Source organism: Xanthomonas sp. XNM01 (assembly GCF_014851915.1).
Taxonomy (GTDB): Bacteria; Pseudomonadota; Gammaproteobacteria; order Xanthomonadales; family Xanthomonadaceae; genus Pseudoxanthomonas.
Window position 1 is genome coordinate 936043 of record NZ_JACVAP010000001.1, and the last position, 22866, is coordinate 958908.

15 protein-coding genes are annotated in these 22866 nt (G+C 70.2%); 12 read left to right on the forward strand and 3 right to left on the reverse strand.

The genetic code is table 11. From position 1 onward, the window contains the following. Positions 1-15 precede the first annotated feature (15 nt). The 6 genes from IB242_RS04215 (at position 16) to IB242_RS04240 (ending at position 6486) form a co-directional block, all read left to right on the forward strand. Positions 16-516, forward strand: a complete 501-nt coding sequence (locus tag IB242_RS04215; RefSeq protein ID WP_192276148.1) for a hypothetical protein — start codon at positions 16-18, stop codon at positions 514-516. Positions 517-640: 124 nt separating this feature from the next. Next, on the forward strand, positions 641-922 hold the full coding sequence (locus IB242_RS04220; protein ID WP_192276150.1) for a YfhL family 4Fe-4S dicluster ferredoxin: 282 nt from the start codon (positions 641-643) through the stop codon (positions 920-922). Then, on the forward strand, positions 919-2667 hold the full coding sequence (ggt, locus tag IB242_RS04225) for a gamma-glutamyltransferase (RefSeq protein WP_192276152.1): 1749 nt from the start codon (positions 919-921) through the stop codon (positions 2665-2667). The genes IB242_RS04220 and ggt overlap by 4 nt, the downstream gene beginning before the upstream one ends. A 106-nt stretch (positions 2668-2773) precedes the next feature. Beyond that, positions 2774-3664, forward strand: coding sequence for an MBL fold metallo-hydrolase (locus IB242_RS04230; RefSeq protein WP_192276154.1), 891 nt, complete (start codon positions 2774-2776; stop codon positions 3662-3664). A 55-nt stretch (positions 3665-3719) separates the two neighbouring features. Then, the gene (locus tag IB242_RS04235) at positions 3720-5558 is read left to right on the forward strand and encodes a glycoside hydrolase family 9 protein (protein ID WP_225540014.1); all 1839 of its coding nucleotides are present in this window, start codon (positions 3720-3722) and stop codon (positions 5556-5558) included. 97 nt (positions 5559-5655) lie between these two features. Further along, positions 5656-6486: an alpha/beta hydrolase gene (locus tag IB242_RS04240; RefSeq protein WP_192276156.1), complete on the forward strand. Its 831-nt coding sequence runs from the start codon at positions 5656-5658 to the stop codon at positions 6484-6486. A 67-nt stretch (positions 6487-6553) separates the two neighbouring features. On the opposite strand, the gene upp is transcribed toward IB242_RS04240, so the two are convergent. Then, positions 6554-7189, reverse strand: a complete 636-nt coding sequence (gene upp, locus IB242_RS04245; protein ID WP_192276158.1) for a uracil phosphoribosyltransferase — start codon at positions 7187-7189, stop codon at positions 6554-6556. A 184-nt stretch (positions 7190-7373) separates the two neighbouring features. On the opposite strand from upp, the gene IB242_RS04250 reads away from it, so the two are divergent. The 4 genes from IB242_RS04250 (at position 7374) to IB242_RS04265 (ending at position 13412) form a co-directional block, all read left to right on the forward strand. Continuing rightward, positions 7374-9932 (forward strand): TonB-dependent receptor, encoded by a 2559-nt coding sequence (locus IB242_RS04250; RefSeq protein WP_192276160.1) that lies wholly within the window; start codon positions 7374-7376, stop codon positions 9930-9932. Positions 9933-9988: 56 nt separating this feature from the next. Beyond that, the gene (locus IB242_RS04255; protein ID WP_192276162.1) at positions 9989-11152 is read left to right on the forward strand and encodes a phytase; all 1164 of its coding nucleotides are present in this window, start codon (positions 9989-9991) and stop codon (positions 11150-11152) included. Positions 11153-11178: 26 nt separating this feature from the next. Continuing rightward, a complete protein-coding gene (locus IB242_RS04260; RefSeq protein WP_192276164.1) occupies positions 11179-12573 on the forward strand; it encodes a metallophosphoesterase family protein in 1395 nt (464 codons plus the stop codon). Between the two features lie 224 nt (positions 12574-12797). Next, positions 12798-13412 (forward strand): inorganic diphosphatase, encoded by a 615-nt coding sequence (locus tag IB242_RS04265; protein WP_192276166.1) that lies wholly within the window; start codon positions 12798-12800, stop codon positions 13410-13412. Positions 13413-13532: 120 nt separating this feature from the next. Here the strand turns inward: IB242_RS04265 and IB242_RS04270 are convergent, their stop codons facing one another. After that, a complete protein-coding gene (locus IB242_RS04270) occupies positions 13533-15029 on the reverse strand; it encodes an aminotransferase class III-fold pyridoxal phosphate-dependent enzyme (protein ID WP_192276168.1) in 1497 nt (498 codons plus the stop codon). 134 nt (positions 15030-15163) lie between these two features. Between IB242_RS04270 and IB242_RS04275 the strand changes: the two genes are divergently transcribed. Next, on the forward strand, positions 15164-15595 hold the full coding sequence (locus IB242_RS04275) for an Lrp/AsnC family transcriptional regulator (RefSeq protein ID WP_192276170.1): 432 nt from the start codon (positions 15164-15166) through the stop codon (positions 15593-15595). 140 nt (positions 15596-15735) lie between these two features. Beyond that, the gene (gene queA, locus IB242_RS04280; protein WP_192276172.1) at positions 15736-16770 is read left to right on the forward strand and encodes a tRNA preQ1(34) S-adenosylmethionine ribosyltransferase-isomerase QueA; all 1035 of its coding nucleotides are present in this window, start codon (positions 15736-15738) and stop codon (positions 16768-16770) included. Between the two features lie 356 nt (positions 16771-17126). Here the strand turns inward: queA and IB242_RS04285 are convergent, their stop codons facing one another. Next, positions 17127-22865: a glycosyltransferase gene (locus IB242_RS04285; protein WP_225540016.1), complete on the reverse strand. Its 5739-nt coding sequence runs from the start codon at positions 22863-22865 to the stop codon at positions 17127-17129. Between the last annotated feature and the right edge of the window lies 1 nt (position 22866).

Here is a 22866-nt window from a genome sequence, read left to right on the forward strand (position 1 = left end):
GACGGGAGGTTCCTGATGAACAAGTCCACTCGGCTGCTGCTGGCCGCTTGCCTGATCGCCCCGCTGGCCCTGGCCGGCTGCAAGAAGGAAGAGGCGGTGAGCAACGAAGCCACCGAAGCCAAGGTCCTGGCCGCCCCCGGCAAGGACGACGACGCGGGCTGGAAGACCTACCTGCCGGCGGTCGTGCAGGAGAACATGGGCACGATCAGCAACAACCCGTTCCTGTACTACCTGCCGCCGGAGTCCGATCCGGAGTTCCAGGCCAAGTACGAGCGCCAGGTCGAGTCGGCCACCACGGCGATGCAGCGCGGCATCCAGAAGGGCAACCTGCTGGCCTTCGGTTCGCCGGCCTCGGCCAGGATGGCCGAGCTGATCGAAGTGGCGTTCAAGGATGTGCCGGCCGACACGCTGAAGGGCGTGCGCGTGCTGTTCATCGGCGATGCGGCCGACAACGCGCGTGCCCAGGCGGCGATCGCGCCGACCGGCGCCGAGTACGTGTTCGTCGAAGCCAAGTAAGCCTGCGTGCCCGGTCGCTGCGGCGGCCGGGCGCCGGCGGATCCGATCCCCGCACTGGCGGGGATCGGCACCTTCGGGTGGAGCCGCACCCTCGGGGAGCAGCAGCCACGACCCGAGCAGCACCATGTCCCTGAAGATCAACGAAACCTGCGTCAACTGCGATGTGTGCGAGCCGGCCTGTCCGAACCGCGCCATCTCGATGGGTGAAACCATCTACGTGATCGATCCGGCCCGCTGCACCGAATGCGTCGGCCACTTCGACGAGCCACAGTGCGTGGTCGTCTGTCCGGTCGAATGCATCGATCCGGACCCTGCCTTCCCCGAAAGCCAGGACGCGCTGCTGCTCAAGCTGCGCCGGCTCGAGCAGGAACACCCCGAGTTCTATACCCACGAGGATCCCCCATGAGCCTGGCGCTTCGCGCGTGCGCGCTGTTCGCCCTTCTCGTCGTCGTGCCGGCTCCCGCCGCCGACCGAGCGCAGCCACCCGCGAAGCCCGGGGCCGCGGCCATCGCCAGCGCCCACGCGCTGGCGACCGAGGCCGGGTTCGAGATCCTGGACCAGGGCGGCAACGCCTTCGATGCGGCGGTCGCGGTGTCGGCCGCCCTGTCGGTGGTCGAACCGATCAGCTCCGGCCTGGGCGGCGGCGGGTTCTTCCTGCTGCACGACGCCGGCACCGGCCGCGACGTGTTCATCGACGCGCGCGAGACCTCGCCGGCCTCGGCCACCCAGGACCGCTACCGCGACGCGCAGGGGCGGCTGGACAAGGACCGCGCGCAGAACGGCGCCTGGGCCGCGGGCATTCCGGGGCTGCCCGCCGCGCTGGTGCACATGGCCGAGCGCTACGGCCGGCTGCCGCTGTCGACCAGCCTGGCGCCCGCCGTGCGCCTGGCCCGCGACGGATTTCCGGTCTATGCCCGGCTCGAGCGCGGCTACGCGGCGCGCAGCAAGGTGATGGAGCGGTATGCCGGCACCCGCGGCGTGTTCCTGCGCGACGGCAAGCCGCCGGTGCAGGGCCAGATCCTGAAGCAGGCCGACCTGGCCCGCACTCTCGAGGCGCTGGGCGCACAGGGCTTCGACGGCTTCTACCGCGGCCCGGTGGCGAAGAAGCTGCTGGCCGGCGTGCGCGCCGAAGGCGGGCGCTGGACCGCCGAGGAACTGGCCGGTTACACCGTCAGGGAGCGCGAGCCGCTGCGCTTCGACTACCGCGGCTGGGAGATCGTGACCGCGCCGCCGCCGTCCTCGGGTGGCATCGCGCTGGCGCAGATGCTGCAGATCCTGGGCGGCTGGAACCTGTCGGCGCTGGAGCCTGCGCAGCGGGCGCACCTGACCATCGAATCGATGCGCCGCGCGTTCCGCGACCGCACCTTCTATCTGGGCGACCCGGATTTCGTGCACGTGCCGGTCGACGTGCTGAGCAGCCGCTATTACGCGGCCGGCCTGCGCGCGACGATCAACCCGGACAAGGCGACACCCAGCGACGTGTTCTCCGGCCTGCCCACGCCGCTGGAGGACGAGGAGACCACCCACTTCTCGATCATCGACGCCGACGGCAACCGCGTGGCCGGCACGCAGACGGTGAACCTGCTGTTCGGCTCCGGGCTGGTGCCGCCGGGCACCGGCGTGCTGCTGAACAACGAGATGGACGACTTCGCGCTGCTGCCGGGCCAGCCCAACGCCTTCGGCGTGATGGGCTACGAGGCCAACGCGCCCGAGCCGGGCAAGCGCCCGCTCAGCTCGATGACCCCCACCTTCATGGTCTCGCCGGACAAGGTCGCCGTGCTCGGTACCCCGGGCGGCAGCCGCATCATCACGATGGTGCTGCTGGGCGTGCTCGGTTATGCCGACGGGCTGAGCCCGCAGGAAGTCGCCGCGGTGCACCGCTACCACCACCAGTGGATGCCGGACGTGGTCCAGGCCGAGAGCGGCACCTTCGCGCCCGAGGTGGCGTCCGCGCTGCGGGCGAAGGGCCACACCCTGGACCTGCCCGAGGACCGGGTGCAGGGCAGTGCCTCGAGTCATGTCTGGGGCAACCTGCAGACCGTGCAGTGGGACCTGCGCGACAACACGCTCAGCGGCGGTAGCGATCCGCGCAACGACGTCGGCCGTGCCGAGGTGCGCGCCCCGAAGGCGCGCGCGCCGGCCTCTCCCTGAGCGATCGACGGCAGCCAGGGCCCGTGTCGGCCCTGGCAGCTGTCGCGGGTACCGGCGGCGCGGGCGACTTGCGGATTCTTAACCCGCACGCCGCTAGCATCCGCGCATGAAACTCTGGTCACTCCGCGGCAATTCGCAGAAGCTCGACGGCGGCTCCATGTTCGGCAATGCGCCCAAGGCGATGTGGGAGCGCTGGGCGCCGCCCGATCCGCAGAACCGCATCGACCTGGCCTGCCGCGCGCTGCTGGCCAGTCCGCTCAACGGCAAGACCGTGCTGTTCGAGACCGGCATCGGTGCGTTCTTCGAGCCGAAGCTGCGCGAGCGCTACGGGGTGCAGGAAGACCGCCACGTGCTGGTGGAATCGCTGCGTACCGCCGGCTTCGAGCACGAGGACGTCGACGTGGTGGTGCTCAGCCACCTGCATTTCGACCATGCCGGCGGCCTGCTCGCGCCCTGGGCCGAGGGGCGCGCGCCTGAGCTGTTGTTTCCGAATGCGACCTATCTGGTCGGTGCCGCGCACTGGGAGCGCGCGCGCCATCCGCATCCGCGCGACCGGGCCAGCTTCATCCCCGAACTGCCCGGGCTGCTCGAAGCCAGTGGCCGGCTCGAGATCGTCGACGGTCCGCAGTCGACCGCGCTCGGCGACGCGGTGCGTTTCAGCTTCAGCGACGGGCATACGCCGGGACTGATGCTGGCCGAGATCGTCGGCCCCGAACTGGTGGACGGACAGCCGCACGGCGGCGTGGTGTTCTGTGCGGACCTGATTCCCGGACGCTCCTGGGTGCACCTGCCGATCACGATGGGCTACGACCGCAACGCCGAGCTGCTGATCGACGAGAAGCGTGCCTTCCTCGAGGACAAGCTCGCGCGCAACGTGCACCTGTTCTTCACCCACGACCCGGACTGCGCCCTGGCCCAGGTGGTGCGCGACGAGAGGGGGCGTTTCGGCACCGGGCACGAAGTGTCCGAGCTCCAGGCCCGGGCGCTGGCAGCCTGACGACGCGTCGGGCGATGATCATGCATCGGCACCATCCCGATGCCAGGAGCCCTGCATGCGTTCGTCATTCCACCACCGCCGTTCCAGCCGCGCCTGCCTGGCGCTGCCGCTGCTGATGCTGGCCGGCTGCTCGCAGGGAGGTCCGCACGCGCCGGCCGCCGCCCCGGGCAGCGCCGAGCCGGTACGGGCGATCGAGGACGGCGGCATCAGTGGCCCGATCCGGCTGAACCAGCTCGGGTTCCTGCCCGGCGCGCACAAGCTCGCGCTGGTGGAGGGCGCTGGGGAGGGCGCGCGTTTCGAGGTGGTCGACGACGCGGCAGGCGGGAAGGTGGTGCTGCGCGGTGCGCTGGCGCAGGCAGCGTCGTGGCCGCCGGCGGGACGCACGGCGGCGCTGGCCGATCTGGATACGCTGCGCGCGCCCGGTCGGTACCGGATCCGCGTCGACGGGCTGGCGCCGTCCGATCCGTTCCCGGTCGCGACCGACGCGTATGCCGCGCTCGGCGATGCGGCGCTGAAGGCGTTCTACTTCAATCGCGCCAGCACCGCGCTGCCGCAGTCCCTGGCCGGTGCGCATGCGCGCGCGGCCGGCCACCCGGACACCGATGTGCGGATCCATCCGTCGGCCGCTTCGCCGGGGCGTCCTGCAGGCAGCAGGATCAGTGCGCCGAAGGGCTGGTACGACGCAGGCGACTACAACAAGTACGTGGTCAATTCCGGCATCGCGACCTACACGCTGCTGGCCGCCTACGAACATTTCCCAGACTGGTTCGCGCACCGCAGTACCGGCATTCCCGAGAGCGGCAATGCCGCGCCCGACATCCTCGACGAAGCCTGGTGGAATCTGGAATGGCTGCTGGCCATGCAGGACCCCGGCGATGGCGGCGTGTACCACAAGCTCACCGGCAAGCAGTTCGATGGCAGCGTGATGCCGGCGCAGGCGCGCGGCGTGCGCTACGTGGTGCAGAAGAGCACCGCGGCGACGCTGGATTTCGCCGCCCTGATGGCGGTCGCCAGCCGGATCTACGCCGGACAGGAGGCGCAGTTTCCCGGCGCGGCGGCGCGCATGCGCGCCGCCGCGGAGTCCGCCTGGCGCTGGGCGCGGGCCAATCCCGACGTGCTTTACCGGCAGCCGGCCGACGTGCTCACCGGCGAGTACGGCGACGCGCATCTGGCCGACGAGTTCGCGTGGGCGGCGGCCGAGCTGTACCTGCTGACCGGCGACCCGGAGTACTACGCGGTGTTCGCCGGGCAGGGCATCGGTCCTGGCGTCCCGGGCTGGCCCGACGTCGGCGGGCTGGCCTGGATCTCGCTGGCCAGCCACCTGCAGCAGTTGCCATCGGAGGATGCGCGGGTGGAGGTGCAGGCACGCATGCTGACGCTTGCAGACGAACTGGCCGCACGCTGGCGGCAGTCGCCGTGGCGGCTCAGCATGGAGGCCGGCGACTTCCGCTGGGGCAGCAATGCGGTGGCGCTGAACCAGGCGATGATGCTGGTGCAGGGCTATCGGCTGTCCGGGCAGCGCGAGCATCTGGACGCGGCGCAGTCGCTGCTGGACTACGTGCTCGGGCGCAATCCGCTGGGGGTGTCCTTCGTGACCGGCCATGGCCTGCGTACGCCGCAGCACATCCACCATCGGCCATCCGAGGCCGACGGCGTGGACGCACCGGTGCCGGGCCTGCTGGCTGGCGGCCCCAATCCGGGGCAGCAGGACGCGAAGGACTGCCCGGTGCCGTATCCGTCCAGCTTGCCGGCGTTGTCCTGGCTGGATCACCAGTGCAGCTATGCCAGCAACGAGGTGGCGATCAACTGGAACGCACCGCTGGTCTATGTGGCTGCGGCGATCCAGGTGCTGACGCCGGAGACGCCGCAGGGCGACACCACGCGCGCGAAGTGACTTCCGGCACCATGATCCGGTGACCACCGGGCCTGCGCTGGCCGGGTGCCGCCGCGCAGACTGTGTCCATTCCCCACGGACGCCTGCCATGCACCGGATGTCGTTGTTCTCCCGTCTGATCGCCGCCGCGGCGCTGGTGTTCGCAGTGGCCGCCGCCGCCGCCGCGGCGCCCGCCCGCACCGTGCCACTGGAGGTGCCGACCGGGCGCAGCACCACGATGACGGTCTGGGAGCCGGAGGGCCCGGTACGCGGGGTGGTGATGTTCTCCAGCGGGCATGGTGGCTGGCCCGAACACTACGGGCACCTGCTCGATGGCTGGCAGGCCGCCGGCTTCGTGGTGGTCGCGCCGCTGCACGTCGATTCGTTGAAGTACCCGGAACGCGAGCGCTTCTCGATGCAGCAGGGCTTCATCGAACGGCTGGCCGACATGCGTGCCACCAGCGACTACGTGGCGCAGCACTGGCCCGATGCTCCGGTGGCCGCTGCCGGCCACAGCTACGGCACGCTGGTCTCGCTGTGCCTGGGCGGCGCACTGGCCGGAATGATGCCGCTGCGCGATCCGCGGGTCTCGGCGGTGGTGGGCTACTCGTCGCCGGGCAGGATTCCCGGCCTGGTCGATGCGCAGGCCTATGCAGGCGTCGCGGTGCCGGCATTGATCGTCACCGGCGATGCCGACCTGGTGCCCGGCTTCGTCACCGACTGGCACGACCACCTGTATCCCATCGAGACCGCGCCTGCCGGCGACAAGCACGCGCTGGTGCTGAGCGGCGGCACCCACAACCTGATCGCGGGGGAGACCACGACGCACCAGCAGCGCGCCAGCGAGGTCGGCACCGCCTTCCTGAAGGCGCAGCTGTTGCACGACCAGGCGGCCGCGGCGTTGCTGCAGGCGCCGGCCGGCGAGGGCGAGCGCTGGGTGCGGCGCTGAACCGCAGCCGGATACGGATGGAGGCGGCGCCCGCGGATCGCGGGCGGCATCCCGTTCCCGGCCCGGATCAGTGCTCCAGGCGCGTGCCGAAGATGCGGTCGCCCGCGTCGCCGAGGCCCGGCAGGATGTAGCCCTTTTCGTTGAGCCGTTCGTCGACCGCGGCGGTGTAGATCTCCACGTCCGGATGCGCGGCTTCCACGGCGGCCAGGCCTTCCGGCGCGGCGACCAGGAAGATGCCCTTGATCCGGCGCGCGCCGGCGCGCTTGAGCATGTCGATGGTGGCGATCAGGCTGCCGCCGGTGGCCAGCATCGGGTCCAGGATCAGCGCATCGCGCTCTTCCAGGCGGCCGGTCAGGCGCTCGAAGTAGGGCACCGGCTGCAGCGTCTCCTCGTCGCGCTGCAGGCCGACCACGCTGACGCGCGCGGCCGGGATCAGCGCCAGCACGCCCGGCAGCATGCCCAGGCCCGCGCGCAGGATCGGCACCAGGGTGATCTTGGCGCCGGCGATGCGCTGGACCTGGACCTCGCCTGCCCAGCCCTGCATCGTCGCGGTCTCGGTGGCCAGATCGGCGGTGGCCTCGTAGGCCAGCAGCGTGCCCAGTTCGGTGACCAGTTCGCGGAAACCCTTGGTGCTGAGCGCGGCATCGCGCAGCAGGCCGATCTTGTGCTGGACCAGGGGGTGACGGACTTCGACGATCTTCATGCGGGCGACCGGGCAGGGGGAGGCGACAAGTCTGCCCGATGTGACCGTCGGCGGGCGAGGGGATGACGCGGCGATGACCCTGCGATGCGGGCGTCATGCGATCGCCTCGGCGCTGTCACACCTGTGCAGGATCGCTGCAATAGCGTGCCCACCCGTCCTTCATCACTCTCGACGGGAACCCACCGTGTCGCCACAACGCCCCCTCACCGCCGCCATCGGCGTGGCGCTTCTCGCCATGGCCGTCAGCCCGCTGTCGCGCGCCCAGGCCACCGACGCCATCCCCGCGATGGCCGCCGACACGATCACGCTGGACACGCTGGAAGTGCGCGCCCAGCTCGAGTCGCAGATGCGCGCCATCGACTACAAACGCAACGCCGATGCGATCCAGGACACGGTCTCGTCCGACGCCATGGGCCAGTACCCGGACAAGAACGTCGGCGAGTCGCTGTCGCGGCTGCCGGGCGTCAGCGTCACCCGCGACCAGGGCGAAGGCCGCTTCGTGGTCGTGCGCGGCCTGGACGCGGCGCTCAACAGCGTCACCGTCGACGGCATCGCGATCGGCACGCCGGAGGATTCCAGCCGCGCCGCGCCGCTGGACGTGATCCCGTCCGACTCGACCGAGCGCCTGACCGTGGTCAAGTCGCCGACCCCGGACATGCCCGGCGATTCGATCGGCGGCGCGATCAAGGTCGAGTCGGCCAGCGGCTTCGACCGCGCCGGCCGCACGGTCCGCGCCAAGGCCGAGATGAGCCACCAGAGCCTGAGCGGCGAGACCAGCCCGAAGGCCTCGTTCAACTACAGCGACGTGTTCGACGACACCTTCGCCGTGGCGTTCGGCCTGAGCTACCAGGACCGCACCTACGAGTCCGACAATATCGAGGCCGAGTACGACTACCTGGACCAGGACGTGTCCGACGACCTGGTCGCGATCGAGGTCCAGCAGCGCAAGTACTACGTCAACCGCAAGCGGACCGGCGTCAACCTCAACCTGGACTGGCGCCCGGACGACAGCAGCAGCTACTTCCTGCGCACGCTGTATACCGACTTCACCGACGCCGAGACCCGGCAGAACAGCATCATCCCGACCGGCGAGGGCGACATCACCCGGACCGGCCCGGGCATGTACGCGGTCGAAGGCATCGATCCGGGCGACTTCAGCCGCCGCGTACGCTTCCGTACCAAGAAGGAAGACACCTTCACCGTGAGCGCCGGCGGCGAGAACCGCTTCGGCCATGCCGCTGTGGATTACCGCGTCGGTTACACCAAGACCCGCGAGAACGTGGCCGACGAGGTCGAGGCGCGCTTCGAGTACGCCGGCGACGACGATGTGTCGCTGGTGCTCGACCAGACCCGCCCGATCCCGCGCTACACCATCAACGACACGCCCTTGGGCGGCTGGCTGGACAACGACAACTACGCATTCAACCGCTTCGTCGTGGCGCCGACCTGGGTCGACGACGAGGAGCGCAGCCTGGCGGTCAATTTCCGTTACGACGGCGAGACCATCGGCTGGAAGACCGGCCTGCTCGGCCGCTGGCGCGACCGCGACGTGGACATCGACGAGCACGAGCTGCGCCGCGGCCCGGACCTCAACCTGGGCAGCTGGAGCCGCAGTTCGCCGAAGTACACCCACGGCAACATGGGCGACGGCATCAGCTCCAGCGACATGCGCGACTACCTGGCCGGCCACCTGGGCCAGTACAGCGAGCGTCCGCAGGACGTGCTGGAGAACACCGAGATCTCGCTGATCGAGGACTACGTCGCCAGCGAGGACATCCTGGCCGGGTACCTGATGGCCACCGCCAACCTCGGCAACCTGCGCCTGATCGCCGGTGCCCGCGTCGAGCGCACCGAGTTCGAGGCCACCGGCAACACCGTGGACATCGACGAGGACGGCAACGTCGTGTTCGGCCAGCGCCTGGCCTCCAGCAGCTACACCAGCGTGCTGCCCGGCCTGCACCTGCGCTACGACCTGGGCGATGCCTGGGTGCTGCGCGGCGCCTACACCCAGACCATCGGCCGGCCGTCGTTCGGCGACATCTCGCCGCGCACCCGGATCAACCGCGAGGATCGCGAAGTCGAACTGGGCAACCCACAGCTGGATCCGTACGAGTCGAGCAACCTCGACCTGTCGGTCGAGCGCTACCTCGGCGACAGCGGCATCGTCTCGCTGGGCGTGTTCCACAAGGACATCAAGGGCTACATCGCCGAAACCTGGAGCACAAGCCACCCCGGCTACCCGGGCTTCGACGTGGTCCAGCCGGTCAACGGCGACGACGCGAAGGTGTTCGGCGTCGAGCTGAACTGGCAGCAGCATTTCTCCAACGGCCTGCTCGTCGGCGCCAGTGCGACCTGGCTGGACAGCGAGTTCCGCCTGCCGGCCGGCAGCACGATCGAGGACCGCGCAGGCGAGACCTTCAGCCTGCCGCGTTCGTCCGAGCGCCTGTACAGCGCGCACATCGGCTACGAGAAGGGCGCGCTCAGCACCCGCATCGCGGCCGTGCACCGCAGCGAGTACCTGGACGAGATCGGCGACGACCCGAACTTCGACATCTGGGTCGCCGACAACACCCAGCTCGATTTCACCCTGGATTACACCGTCGACGAGCGCTGGGGCTTCTTCCTCGAAGCGTCCAACCTGCTCGACGAGCCGCTGGAGCTGTACCAGGGCTCGCCGGCCAACACGCTGCAGAACGAGCTGTATGGCCGCACCTACGTCGCCGGCGTGAAGCTGCGCTTCTGATGACCGACACCGATGGCCCGCCCCGTGCGGGCCATCGGCATCCGTGAGGATCCACCATGCGCGATACCTGTTTTTCCGTTCCGTCCGTCCTGCGCACGTGCGCGCTGGGCGCCGCCATCGCCATCCTGTGCGGCTGCACGCCGTCCCCGACGCCGAGCGATGCGCCTGCGCCTGCAGCGTCGCCGCAGGCCGGACCTGCCGCGGCCGCCACTGCGGAGGCGAACCGCGACCTGCCGGTCATCACCGAGGCCTTCGTCACCGCGCTGACCCCGGACGACAACATCGACTCGCCCGCCGCGTGGACCGCGCCCGACGGCGCGACCTGGGTGATCGCCACCGCCAAGGCCACCGACAAGCTGGTCGTCTACGACGGACAGACCGGCAGGACCCTGCGCACGGTCGGCGTCGCCGGCAGCGGCCCGGAGCAGTTCGATCGCCCCAACGGCGTGGCCGTGGTCGACGACCTGCTGTTCGTGGTCGAACGCGACAACCACCGTGTGCAGGTGCTGCGCCTGCCGGCGTTCTCGCACGTGGCCAGTTTCGCCGCCGAGGATCTGGTCAAGCCCTACGGGCTGTGGGTGAACAAGGTCGATGGCGGCTACGACCTGTACGTCACCGATTCCTACGACAAGGGCGAGGACGCGCAGGGCAACGACATCCTGCCGCCGCTGGAAGAGTTGAACCGCCGCGTGCACCGCTATGCGCTGAAGGTCGAAGGCGACGGCCTGCAGGTCGCACGCACCGGCCCGTTCGGCGACACGACGGCCGATGGCGCGCTGCGCGTGGTCGAGTCGATCTGGGGCGATCCGGCCAACGACCGCTTGCTGATCGCCGAAGAGGACGAGACCTACGCCAACGAGCTCAAGGTCTACGACCTTGCCGGCCGCTACGCAGGCCGGACCATCGGCCGCGACGTCTTCAAGGCCCAGGCCGAAGGCATCATGCTGAAGACCTGCGCCGATGGCAGCGGCTGGTGGCTGACCACCGAGCAGGGCAAGGGCCAGACCGTGTTCCACCTGTTCGACCGGGCCAGCCTGGCGCACGTGGGAGCGGTGACCGGCAGACAGGTCGCCAACACCGACGGCATCTGGCTGCACGACGTGGCCAGCGAGCGCTTCCCGGACGGCGTGCTGTACGCGGTGCACGACGACCAGGGCATGGTCGCGCTGGACTGGCGCGACATCGCGTCGTCGCTGAAGCTGCCGGCATGCGCACGATGAGCCCGACCTCGATGGACACGCGTCAGATGAAGACGACCTCGCCGCAGCGACGTCTGGCCACCGCCATGCTGGCCTGTCTGTTGCCGCTGGCGCTGCCGGCGGCAGCCGATACGCAGCGCAGGCCCGAGCCGAACACCCAGGTGCCGGCGGGCGCGACCTGGTATGCGCCGACCGGCCAGCCCGACCGCATCGTCGCCTCGCCGCTGCAAGATGGCGCCAGCGGCTTCGCGGTGGCCTGGCGTACCGACGCCGCAGTGCAGGCGCCGCTGCTGGAAGTCGTCGTGGCCGGCGATTCGCCGGACATGGGCACGCCGCGCCGGCTGCCGGCGGCCAGTACGCCGCTGACCACCGAGAACGGGCTGTCGCACCAGCACCAGGTCCGTGTAGATGGCCTGCAGCCGGACACGCTGTACGCCTGGCGCGTGCAGGGCGACCGCACCTGGAGCGCCTGGCACCACACCCGCACCGCGGCCGCGGCCGATGCGCCGCTGACCCTGCTGTACTTCGGCGACACCCAGAACAAGAACCTGAGCCTGAGCACCCGGGTGCTGCGCGAGGGCATGCGGCACGCGCCGGACGCGCGGCTGGCGCTGTTCGCCGGCGACCTGGTCAGCGGTGGCGATGGCGAGGACGACAACGAATGGGGCGAGTGGTTCGCCGCCACCGGCACGCTGCCGACCTCGATGGTGGTCGCGCCGGCGCCGGGCAACCACGAGTACTTCGAGGAGTTCGAGGACACGCCGCAGGAGCGGCGCGTGCTCGGCGCGCACTGGCCGCTGGTGTTCGCACTGCCGGACAACGGCGCGCCCGGCGCGCAGGGCACCAGCTACTGGTTCGACTACCAGGGCGTGCGCATCGCGGTGCTGGACGGCACCTCGGCGCTGGACCTGGGCACGGCGCAGGCGCAGGCGGCTTGGCTGGACAAGGTGCTGGCCGACAATCCGCACCGCTGGAGCATCGCGCTGATCCACCAGCCGATGTTCTCGCCGCGCCAGGACCGCGAGAACACGCTGCTGCGCGAGCACGTGCTGCCGGTGCTGGAGAAGCGCCGCGTCGACCTGGTGCTGCAGGGCCACGACCACGTCTATGGTCGCCGTGGCGGCCCCACGGCCGGCCAGCCGACGCCGCAGTACCTGGTCTCGGTGGCCGGCGCCAAGCAGTACCGGCTGTCGCCGGAGGCGAGGCGCACGATGGCGCCGGTGGCCGAGGACACCCAGCTGTTCCAGGTGATCCGCATCGACGGCGACCGGCTGCGCTACGAATCGCGCACCGCCACCGGGCGCCTTTACGACGCGTTCGAGATCGCGCAGGGCGTCGATGGTACGCGTCGTCTGCTCGAGCAGCGCGATGACCGCATCGAACAGCGCGACTGCACGCGTGCGGCCACGCTGAAGGGACGTGCGGACCGTTGCTGGGAGTAATGATGCGGTCGCCGGGCGGCGCCGTCGCTGCCGCCCCGCGCATGCGGTGCATTCACCCGCGGTTCTCCGCCGGGCCGTGCCGATCCGTCGCCGACGTGCGTGCCGTGCATGTCCGGTCGACCGACCCGGGCCAGTGGGTTCATCCTGATGCCGCTCTTCGATCCTCGGCTTTGGCCAGCTGCCAGCCCGGTGGCGGCCACCATCCATCCGCCGGAGTTCCATCGATGACATCCCGTCGTCTCCTCGTGTCCATTGCGCTGGTCGTTGCCTCGTTCGCCACCGTGGCGTCCGACCACATCGCTCACCCGTTCCTGGCCCGGCAGCCGAAGATCGCACCCGGCGAGGCGGTGCTGACTGTCGAGATCCCGGCCGGCAGTTTCACCAAGTACGAGATCGGCGAGGACGGTCTGGTCTACGTGGACTGCTTCCAGTCGATGCCGGTGGCGTATCCGGCCAATTACGGCTCGATGCCGCGCACCCTGGCCGGCGACGGCGATCCGCTGGACGCGCTGGTGCTGACCCGCGCGCCGCTGCATCCGGGCGTGCTGATCGCCTTCCGTCCGATCGGCGTGCTGCGCATGGTCGACAAGGGCGAGCACGACGAGAAGATCATCGGTGTGCCCACCGACAAGGTCGACCCGACCTATGCCGGCATCCGCGACCTGACCGACCTGCCGGAGATCGAGCGCCAGCGCATCGAGGCATTCTTCCGCGTCTACAAGGACCTGCCGGCCGGCCGCAACACCGTCGAGCTCAACGGCTGGGGCGACGCGGCCGAGGCGAAGGCGCTGATCGGCGCCTCGCTGAAGCGGTTCGAGGCGACGCCGCGCGCCGACTGAGATGCTGCCGCGCGTGGATCCGCGACATGAAAACGCCCGGTGCAGCCGATGCACCGGGCGCCTGTTCGTTGCCGCGGCTGCGGCTGGCGGGAACGGATCCGTCCCCGCCCGGGACCGACCTCAGGCCGCCTGCGTCTGCGCGCGGCGCGGACCTTCGCGCAGCGCTCTGCCGACCATGCCGACCAGCAGGTCCAGTTCGGCGTCGTCCATCAGGAAGTGCGGGGTGAAGCGCAGCGAGTTCTCGCCGCCGTGGATCACGTTGACGCCATGCATGCGCAGCCATTCCTCGGTCGAGCCGGCGCCGTAGCACTTGAACTGCGACGAGAGCTCGCACGAGAACAGCAGGCCGGTGCCCTGGACCTTGGTGATCAGGCCACCGAGCTCGGCCTTGAGCGCTTCCAGCCTGCGCAGGGCGTCCGCACCGCGCGCGCGGATGTTGTCCCGGACCTGCGGGGTCAGCAGTCCGAGGGTGGCGCAGGCCACGTCCAGGCCGCGCGGGTTGGCGGTCATGGTGTTGCCGTAGATGCCCTTGCGATAGAGGCCTGCCGCGTGGGCGTCGACCGCCAGCACCGACAGCGGGAACTGGGCGGCGTTGAGCGCCTTGGAGTAGGTCTCCATGTCCGGCGCCTCGACGCCTTCGAAGCCGGGGTAGTCGACCAGCGACAGGGTGCCGTGCACGCGCAGGCCGGCCTGGATCGAATCGACCAGCAGCAGGCTGCCGTGCTCGCGGGTCAGCCGGCGCGCCAGGCGGTAGAACGACGCCGGGACCGAGCGGCCGGGATCGCCTTCGCCCATCACCGGTTCCAGGAACACCGCTTCGATGAACCAGCCGTTGCGGCCGGCCTCGGCGAAGGCCTGCTCCAGAGCGGCCTCGTCGTAGGGCGGCACCGCGATCACCGAGGCCTCGTCGCGGTAGCTGGCCAGGTGCTGGATGTAGGTCTTGCGGGTGGAGTCCGAATACAGGCCCGGCCGGTCGGTGCGGCCGTGGAAGCTGCCCTTGACCACCAGGCGCTTGATCGTGGCGCCGGCGTGGCGCGCGCCCGGGTCGGTCTGCAGCTTGGCGTTGACGTCGACGATGCGCGCGGCCAGGCCGACCGCCTCGGAGCCCGAGTTGAGACACATGAAGCTCTCGAACGGGCAGCCACCGCGGCTGTGGCCGATCTCGGCACGCAGCGCGTCGACGAAGCGGCGCTGCGACAGGCTCGGCGTCATCACGTTGGCCATCACCTGCGGCCTGGCCATCGCGTCGAGCACCGCGGCCGGCGCATGGCCGAAGCCGAGCATGCCGTAGCCGCCGGCGTCGTAGAGCACCGCGCCCTTCAGGGTGACCACCCACGGGCCGCGTGCGGCCAGCGCCACGTACGGGGTCACGCAGTCGTCGGCGTAGAAGTTGACGAAGCCTTCCTGCAGCGCGGCGATCTGCGCCTGTTCGTCCAGTTCCAGCAGTTCGCCCAGGTGCGGCTGCACGCGGGCGTACTCGGCGGCGGCCGCCTCGATCGCCTCGCCCAGCGCGGGGTGGCCGGCAGCCAGGCGGACGACGCTCGCATCGTCCAGGCCGGTGGTCAGACGCTGCCCGCCATGGGCGCGCAACGGGGCGAGGGGGGCCAGGACGGTCATGCGGTTCTCCGGGGTCAAGAGGGGCTGGGTGCAGCAGGCCTTCATTTTTAGCAGGAGGGGATCGTCGATTGGCAGAGGCGATCTGATCGGAAATCATGCTAGTTTCGGCGGATCGACGAATCTATCCCGGCGAAATGAAACTTACCCCCTCCGACGACCAGCTGCTGTCCCTGCTGCGCGAGGACGCCCGTGCCTCCACCGCGCAGATCGCGCGCCGCCTGGGCCTGTCGCGGACCACGGTGCAGAGCCGGATCGAGCGGCTCGAACAGCAGGGAGTGATCCGTGGCTACACCGTGCGCGTGGACGACGGCCTGGAGCAGGCGCGGATCCGCGCGCACATCATGATCACCGTGTCGCCCAAGAAGATGGCCGCGGTGGTCAAGACCCTGCAGGCCATTCCCGAAGTGCGCACGCTGCAGTCGGTCAGCGGCCCGTACGACCTGGTCGCACTGGGGGTGGTCGGCGACGTCAACCAGATGGATGTGCTGACCGACCGGATCGGCGAGATCGACGGGGTCGAGCGGACCTCCACGGCGATCGTGCTGTCGACCAAGTTCGAGCGCTGATCCGACCAGGAACTGGCCAGGAGCGTGCGCGGCGGTCGCCTCCGATGCCACGCGGACCACCGGCGAAGAGGCCTCCTGCTACCAGGCCCCGCCCGCAGCGGCGCTACAATCGCCGCCCCCGTGTCGCCGGTCGTCCCGTCTTGAAGAAGTCCGATTTCCACTATGAACTGCCCGAGGACCTGATCGCGCAGGCGCCGCTGGCCGAGCGGTCCGCCAGCCGTCTGCTGGTGGTACCGCCGGTACCGGACGCGCTGCAGGACCGGCAGGTGCGCGACCTCGATGCGCTGCTGCAGCCCGGCGACCTGCTGGTGTTCAACGACACCCGGGTGATCCCGGCGCGGCTGTTCGGGCAGAAGGAGACAGGCGGCCGGGTCGAGATCCTGATCGAACGGCTGCTGCCGGGGAACCAGGCCCGTGCCCAGGTCGGTGCCAGCAAGTCGCCCAAGCCGGGCAGCCGGATCGCGCTGGATGCCGGCGGCCAGGCCGAGGTGCTCGGCCGCGATGGCGAGTTCTACCTGCTGCGCTTCGATGTCGGCGCGCCGCTGGAGACCTGGCTGCTGAAGGCCGGGCGCCTGCCGCTGCCGCCGTACATCCGCCGCGAGGCCGGGCAGGACGACGATGCGCGCTACCAGACCGTGTTCGCGAAGCGGGTGGGGGCCGTCGCCGCGCCGACCGCCGGCCTGCATTTCGACGAGGCGTTGCTGGAACGGCTGCGCGCGAAGGGCGTGGCGTTCGGCCATATCACCCTGCATGTCGGTGCCGGCACCTTCCAGCCGGTGCGCGCGGACGATGTGCGCGACCACCACATGCACAGCGAGTGGCTCAACGTCGGCGCCGAACTGATTGCGCAGATCCGGCGCACGCGTGCGGCCGGCGGGCGCGTGGTCGCGGTCGGCACCACCGTCGTGCGCGCGCTGGAGAGTGCGATGGTCGATGGTGAACTGCATCCGTTCGCCGGCGAAACCCGTATCTTCATCTTCCCCGGCTACCGGATCCGCAGCGTCGATGCGCTGGTGACCAACTTCCACCTGCCGGAAAGCACGCTACTGATGCTGGTATCGGCGTTCGCCGGCAAGGACCGCGTGTTCGAGGCCTATGCGCATGCGGTGCGCGAGCGCTACCGCTTCTTCAGCTACGGCGACGCGATGCTGTTGTTCCCGCAGGCGACTGGCTGAGGCGATTCGCCCCCGGTGGCGATGGCGGCGTGTCGCCGTGGAGCTCGCAGGAGCGCGTGACGTGCCATCGCGGCGATGTGCCACCGACCGGAACGCCGATGCGTGCCCGCCGGTCCGTTGCGTGTCCACGGATGGCGGTACACGCCGCTGGCGGATGTGGCGGCCAGTGCCAGCAGGCAGATCGGCCTCGGATCATCGTCGCCGCACCGCACCCGCGTTCCCGCCGCTGGTTGCTCGGGCGCCGGCTCGGGAGGATGAGGCTTCCGCCGTGACGACCGGCTTGCTGCGATGGCGCGCGGCGACGGACTCCGCGCGTTCCCGTTGCCGGCATGGCGCCGGCAACGGGGTGTACGGGCTCAATCAGGCAGCCACTGCGACAGCCAGAACGCGGCGTGCCGCTCGTCCAGCATCCAGTCGCGCTGCACCACCTCGCGCAGCGCCTCGCCGGCCCTGGCGGCGGCATCCAGGTCCTGCGTGTGCATGCGGATCGCATCGACCCAGTCGCGGAAGCGCGGCTTGACCCGGGTGACCGGAAGACTGCCCTGGTAGGGCTCGATGTCGCTGCAGACGACCGGGTAACCGCACGCGCCGTATTCGAGCAGACGCAGGTTGCTCTTGCAGCGGTTGAACAGGTTGTCCTCCAGCGGCGCCAGCGCCAGATCCAGATCCAGTCCCGCGAGTCTGGCCGGGTACTCTTCGATCGACACGCCCTCGTGGAACTCGCGCACGTACGGCCGGATGTTGTCCGGGCACATGCCGAAGAAGACCCAGTCGACCTCGTCGGCCAGCGCCTTGACCACGTCGGCGATCAGTTCCAGGTCGCCACGATGGCCGGCACCACCGCCCCAGCCCACGCGCGGCCGCGGTCCGTCACGCCGTCCGCCGCGGATCTGGCTCCACCAGCGCGGCGGCAGGTGGTTCTCGACCACCCGGATATCGTCGTGCATGCCGGCGAACGCCTCGGCCAGCGGCGCGGTCGAAACCACGAAGCGGTCGACCAGCTTCAGCGACTCGCGCATGGTCCGCAGGATGTCCTTGGGCATCACGCCCTTGTGCGCGCTCTTGAGCGGGATGTTGGGCAGGTAGTCGTCCAGTTCGGCGACCTTGAAGGCGCGACTGAACCGGCCGAGGCGCTTCACCGGCTCCAGCCTGTCCTTGAACATCTGCCGCTGCAGCACGATCACGTCCGGGCTCAGCCGCTCGATGTCCACCGGCGTCTGGTAGCGGTCGGTACAGTGCGCGTCGGCGAGGCCGGCTTCGTTCATCGCACGCGTCGGCTCGATGATCCGGTAGTGGCCGCAGCCGAACTTGTCGGCCGCCAGCGTCAGCGCGACCGGCCGGGGCCGCCAGCGCAGCGGCCGCCAGTTGATGGCGTTGCGCGTGTCGACCTGGTAGCCGACCCCGAACAGGGTCAGGCTCTGGTTGTAGGCCGGGTCGCGCGCGAGCAGCGGCAGCCAGCGCTCGAGCATCGCATCGCGCTCCTGCTCCAGCTGCACCTGGTCGGCATGGGGCCGGTCCAGCACCACGTCGTGCATCAGCACGGCGTGCGGCGTCCACACCACCAGGTAGCCGGCGCTGCGCACCTTCAGGCAGAGGTCGACCCCGCCGAACGCGAGCGGGAACGCGGCCTCGTCCAGGCCGGTGCCCACGCTGTCGAAGACCTCGCGGCGGATCATCAGGCAGGCCGACGAGACGGCGCTGTAGTCCTGGTCGACCTGCAGCCGGAACATGTACCCGGGGTCGTCGTGCTTGAGGCCGATGAACGGCGTGGCCGCCACGTCGCGCAGGCCGAGCACCAGGCCGGCGTGCTGGACGCGACCGTCGTTGTGCAGCAGCTTGGCGCCGACGATGCCCACCTCCGGGCGCTGGGCATGGTTGAGCATGGCGTCCAGCCAGTCGTCCTTGACCACCGCCGTGTTGGGGTCGAGCAGCAACAGGTAGTCGCCGCGTGCCTGGGCCGCACCGAAGTTGAGCATCGCCGCCTGGTTGTGCGGGCCGCCATGGCGCAGCACCCGCATCTGCGGACTGTCCATCGCCTCGATGCCCGCAAGCCAGGTGCGGGCGTCCTCGTCGGTGCTGCCGTTGTCGATGATCAGCACTTCGTAGTTGCGGTAGGCGGTCTTCTCCAGCAGCGTTTCCAGGCAGCGGCGCAGCGGAGCCAGCTGGTTGCGGGTCGGCACGAGGATCGAGACGCCCGGTGTCGCCGGGTGGCCGTAGTCGATCCGGTAGCAGCCCGGCAGGGTGGTGCCGACCTGCGCCTGCTCATAGCCCCGGTTCCGCAGGTGACGCTGCAGCGCGTCGATCTCGACCTGCAGGGTGCGGCTTTCCGGAGCCGCGGCCAGCAGCAGCGGCTCGTCCACATGGCCCAGGCCATCCAGGCCGCCGGTATCGATCAGGCGCAGCAGCAGTTCGTACTCGGGCGATTCGGCGAAGGCCGGATCGAAGCCGCCGGCCTCCACCACCACATCGCGCCGGTAGAGCCAGTGGCGGGCCATGCTCGAGGGCATCGACAGCAGCAGGTCGAGGTTGAAGCCGGGCCGCAGCATCGCCGACAGCTGGCCCTTGCCGTCGGTCATGATCTCGTCGGCGTAGATCGCGCGCATGCCGGGCGCGCCGATCAGTTCCTGGGCCACGATGCCCAGGCCGCTTGCGGTGAAGCGGTCGCCCGCCTGGACCAGTACGAACCAGTCGAAATCGCCAGCGGCCAGCAGGCCGTTGATCGTGCCCGGCACCCCTTCGACGCCGATGGCGACATGACGTGGCGTGGCAGCGTGCGCGGGTTCGGCCTCGGCCAGTGCGGTGACGGCGAACACCTGCAGATGCGGCTGCAGCGCGCTGTCCTGCACCAGGCTGTCGAAGGTGCGCTCGAGCCCTGTCCGGTCGCCGTCCGCGTCGAGCACGATGACGGCGATGGTCGGGGGCGGGGTGGCGGAAAAATGCGCGGAGATCAATGCGCCCTGCGCCGGGCTCGGGACCCGGCGCTCGAGCCAGGCATCGAGCGTGACCCGCGGCTGCGCCTCGTCGGCGAGGTTGCCGAAGCCCATCGACCTGGCGGTCTCGCTGCGCGCCTGCAGCAGGCGCGCGCTGCCGGTGCCCGGGTGGCGCGCATAGAGCGTGCGGTACAGCTCAGGGAAGTTCTTGCGCTCGCGGCCGGACAGATGGTCGTCGCCGGCGCCGGCCACGCGCGTGTGGACCTCCACGGTGGTCCGGGCGACGTGGAAGAACGGGAAGCGCGCGGCGAGCCGCAGCAGCAGGTCCCAGTCCTCGAAGGCCGCCAGCGAGGTGTCGAACGCGCCGACCTCGCGCAGCATGCTGCGCGGGTGCGCCCAGGTGTTGACGGGAATGTAGTTGCGCGCGAACAGGCGGTCGCGGTCGTAGCGCTCGTGCCGGAACGGCACGCTGCGCCCCTGTTCGATGCGCTGTCCGTCGATCAGGCTTTCGGCGACGTACTCGGCCTCGGTGTAGACGAAGGTATCCGGACGCGCTTCCAGCGCCTCGGCCAGGACTTCCAGATGGTCGGGCAGGAAGATGTCGTCGTCGTCGAGGTAGGCGACGAAGCGGCCGGTCGCCAGGCGCAGGCCGGCGTTGCGTGCCGCCGAAGGCCCCTGCGTCGTCGGCTGCCGGATGTAGTGCACCGGGAAGTCGCACCCCGCCAGCAGCGCTTCGACCGGGCTGCCGGCGTCGTTGATCAGGACCACCTCGAAGTCGCGCAGGGTCTGCGCGCCGACGCTGGCCAGTGCGTCGGCGAGCAGGGCGGGGCGGTTGTAGGTGGTCAGGATGATCGAGAACAGCGGGCCGTCGCCGGGCGTCGCCGCGGTCGTGACCGTCATGTCCCCGGTCGGGACGTGCTTCAACGCGTCCAGCCGGGCGAGCATCTGGACGGCGCGCTGGCCAAGCGGCGTATCGCGCTCGGCTGGATATTGCGCGAGGCGTCCGCGCAGCAGTGCGGCCACGTCCTGCTCGCGCCCGCGCAGCAGATGCTGGTTGCCGCGCCGGAACACACCCTCGAGGATGCGCAGATGGTTGTCGAGCGGCGCGTTGGAGGCGTAGAAACCGGTCGAGATCTGGCTGCCATGCACCCGGTAGCCCAGGCTGGGCTGGCGCAGGAACACGAAATCCGGCGCCACTTCGGCGACACGCACGGTGAGGTCCCAGTCGCCGGCCGGCATGTCGTCGTGGATGCGTCCATCGGGCAGGCGCACACGGTCGAGCGCATCGCGGCGCAGGATCATCGCCGACGGCGTCACGTAGTCGTCGAACGCGAGCAGGTCGGCGACTTCGTTGCGCTGGCCGCAGTACGACGCCTTGCGGTGGCCGGGATGGTCGGCGTAGCGGATCAGCGCGCCGTCGCCGTCGATCCAGTTGCACTGCGTGTAGCCCAGCGCGGCCTGCGGATGGGCGTCCATGCAGGCCACGAGCGAGGCCAGGTGGCCTGGATACATGATGTCGTCCGATCCCAGCACGACCACGTAGCGGCCGCTGCCCGAATCGACGCAGCGGTTGTAGTTGGCGTACATGCCGCGGTTGACGACGTTGCGCTCCAGGGTGAAGCGCGGATCGCCGGCGAAGGCGGCCAGGACCTCGAGGCTGGCGTCGGTGGAGCAGTCGTCGCGGACGATCAGCTCCAGGCTGACGCCCTGCTGCGCCAGCACCGAGCGCACGGTCTCGCCGATGTGGGCGGCGTTGTTGTAGGACATCACCGCGACGGTGACGTCGACCGGCCCGGTCGCCTGCACGGGCAGCGCGGCGTCGTGCCGGCCTGCGGGCGAGGCCGATGCGCCATCGATGTTCCGCGCCAGCCACTGCGTCAGCGCGACCGCAGGCACCTCGGTGTCCCAGTGGAACTTGGGCAGCTGCGGATGCGCGATTCCCTGCACCGGGAAGAACACCAGGCGGACGCCGATGGCGGCGGCCAGTGCGTGGTAGAACCAGTAGATCATCTCCGGAACGTCGATCGCCAGCACCACGACCGTGCTGCCCGGACGCATCCACAGCAGGTTGGCCAGCGCGGCGCCGGACGGGGAGATCGCCAGGTCCAGCCCGGAGAAGTAGTTCACCTGGGCGGCGAAGTCGAGCGACGCCGGCTGGATGCAGTCGTGGTCGTGCTGCTGCAGCAGGGCGATCAGCGCCTCCTGGTTGGCGACCGCCCGGCCGTTGCCCCCGGGCGGACGGATCAGGTAGGCCGACCGCGCCTGCACGGCGACCGTCGGCACGCGCTCGCGCACGGCGCCGGCCAGCCAGCGCATCGCTTCGGGACAGATGCGGTAGTCGCTGCCGTCGAACACATGGCCGTCGCGCGGCTCCCAGATCTCGGCGGCGTCGGAAAAGTAGAACAGCCGGCCGACGTCGACCGCCTCTCCGCGCTCCACGAACACGATGCGGTCGGACGGCCAGAACAACTCCAGCGATGCGACTACCGTGGCCGGCAGCCCGGCCTCGACCAGCAGCACGGTGTCGTCGGGCAGCCGCGCCCGGCCGATCCAGCGCATGCTCGCCAGCTTTTCGATCAGCCAGTGGGCATAGTTGCGGTTCTCCCACGAGAACAGCGAGACCGCGTTGGCCACCGATCGCGCCTGACCACGGCCGGAGAAGCAGCGGCTGCGCAGCGGGTCGACTGCATCGAGCCGGTACTTGATGTACCAGTCGGTATTGATCCGGTGGTGGTTGCGGTAGACGGCGTCGCTGACGATCTCGCCGGCCTGCCGGTCGAGGACGGCGCCGATGCCGGCGACCACGCGCGCATTCTCGAACTCCGCCGAATACTGGGGACAGGCGAGCGGTCGCGCCTCGCGCACGTGGTGCGGGATCGCGAAATCCACCATCTCCAGTGGCGCCGGCTGCCAGTCGTGCTCGGCGGCCAGCAGGCGCCGGCGACGCGCCCCGGTCGCATTCTCGATGGCGACCAGGCGCCCGGCGAATACGTTCGGCTCGGGCTGCGCCGGTGTCGGGGCGGCCTCGCCATGCGCGGTGGCGGCCTGCGCGGCGCGCAGCTGGATCTTGCGGTCGACCAGGTGCTGCAGGCAGACCTCGAGCCTGGCCATGGCCGGGTACTCGCCTGCGGGGAGGCGCTGTGCGTGATCGGTGCTGCTCGTCATC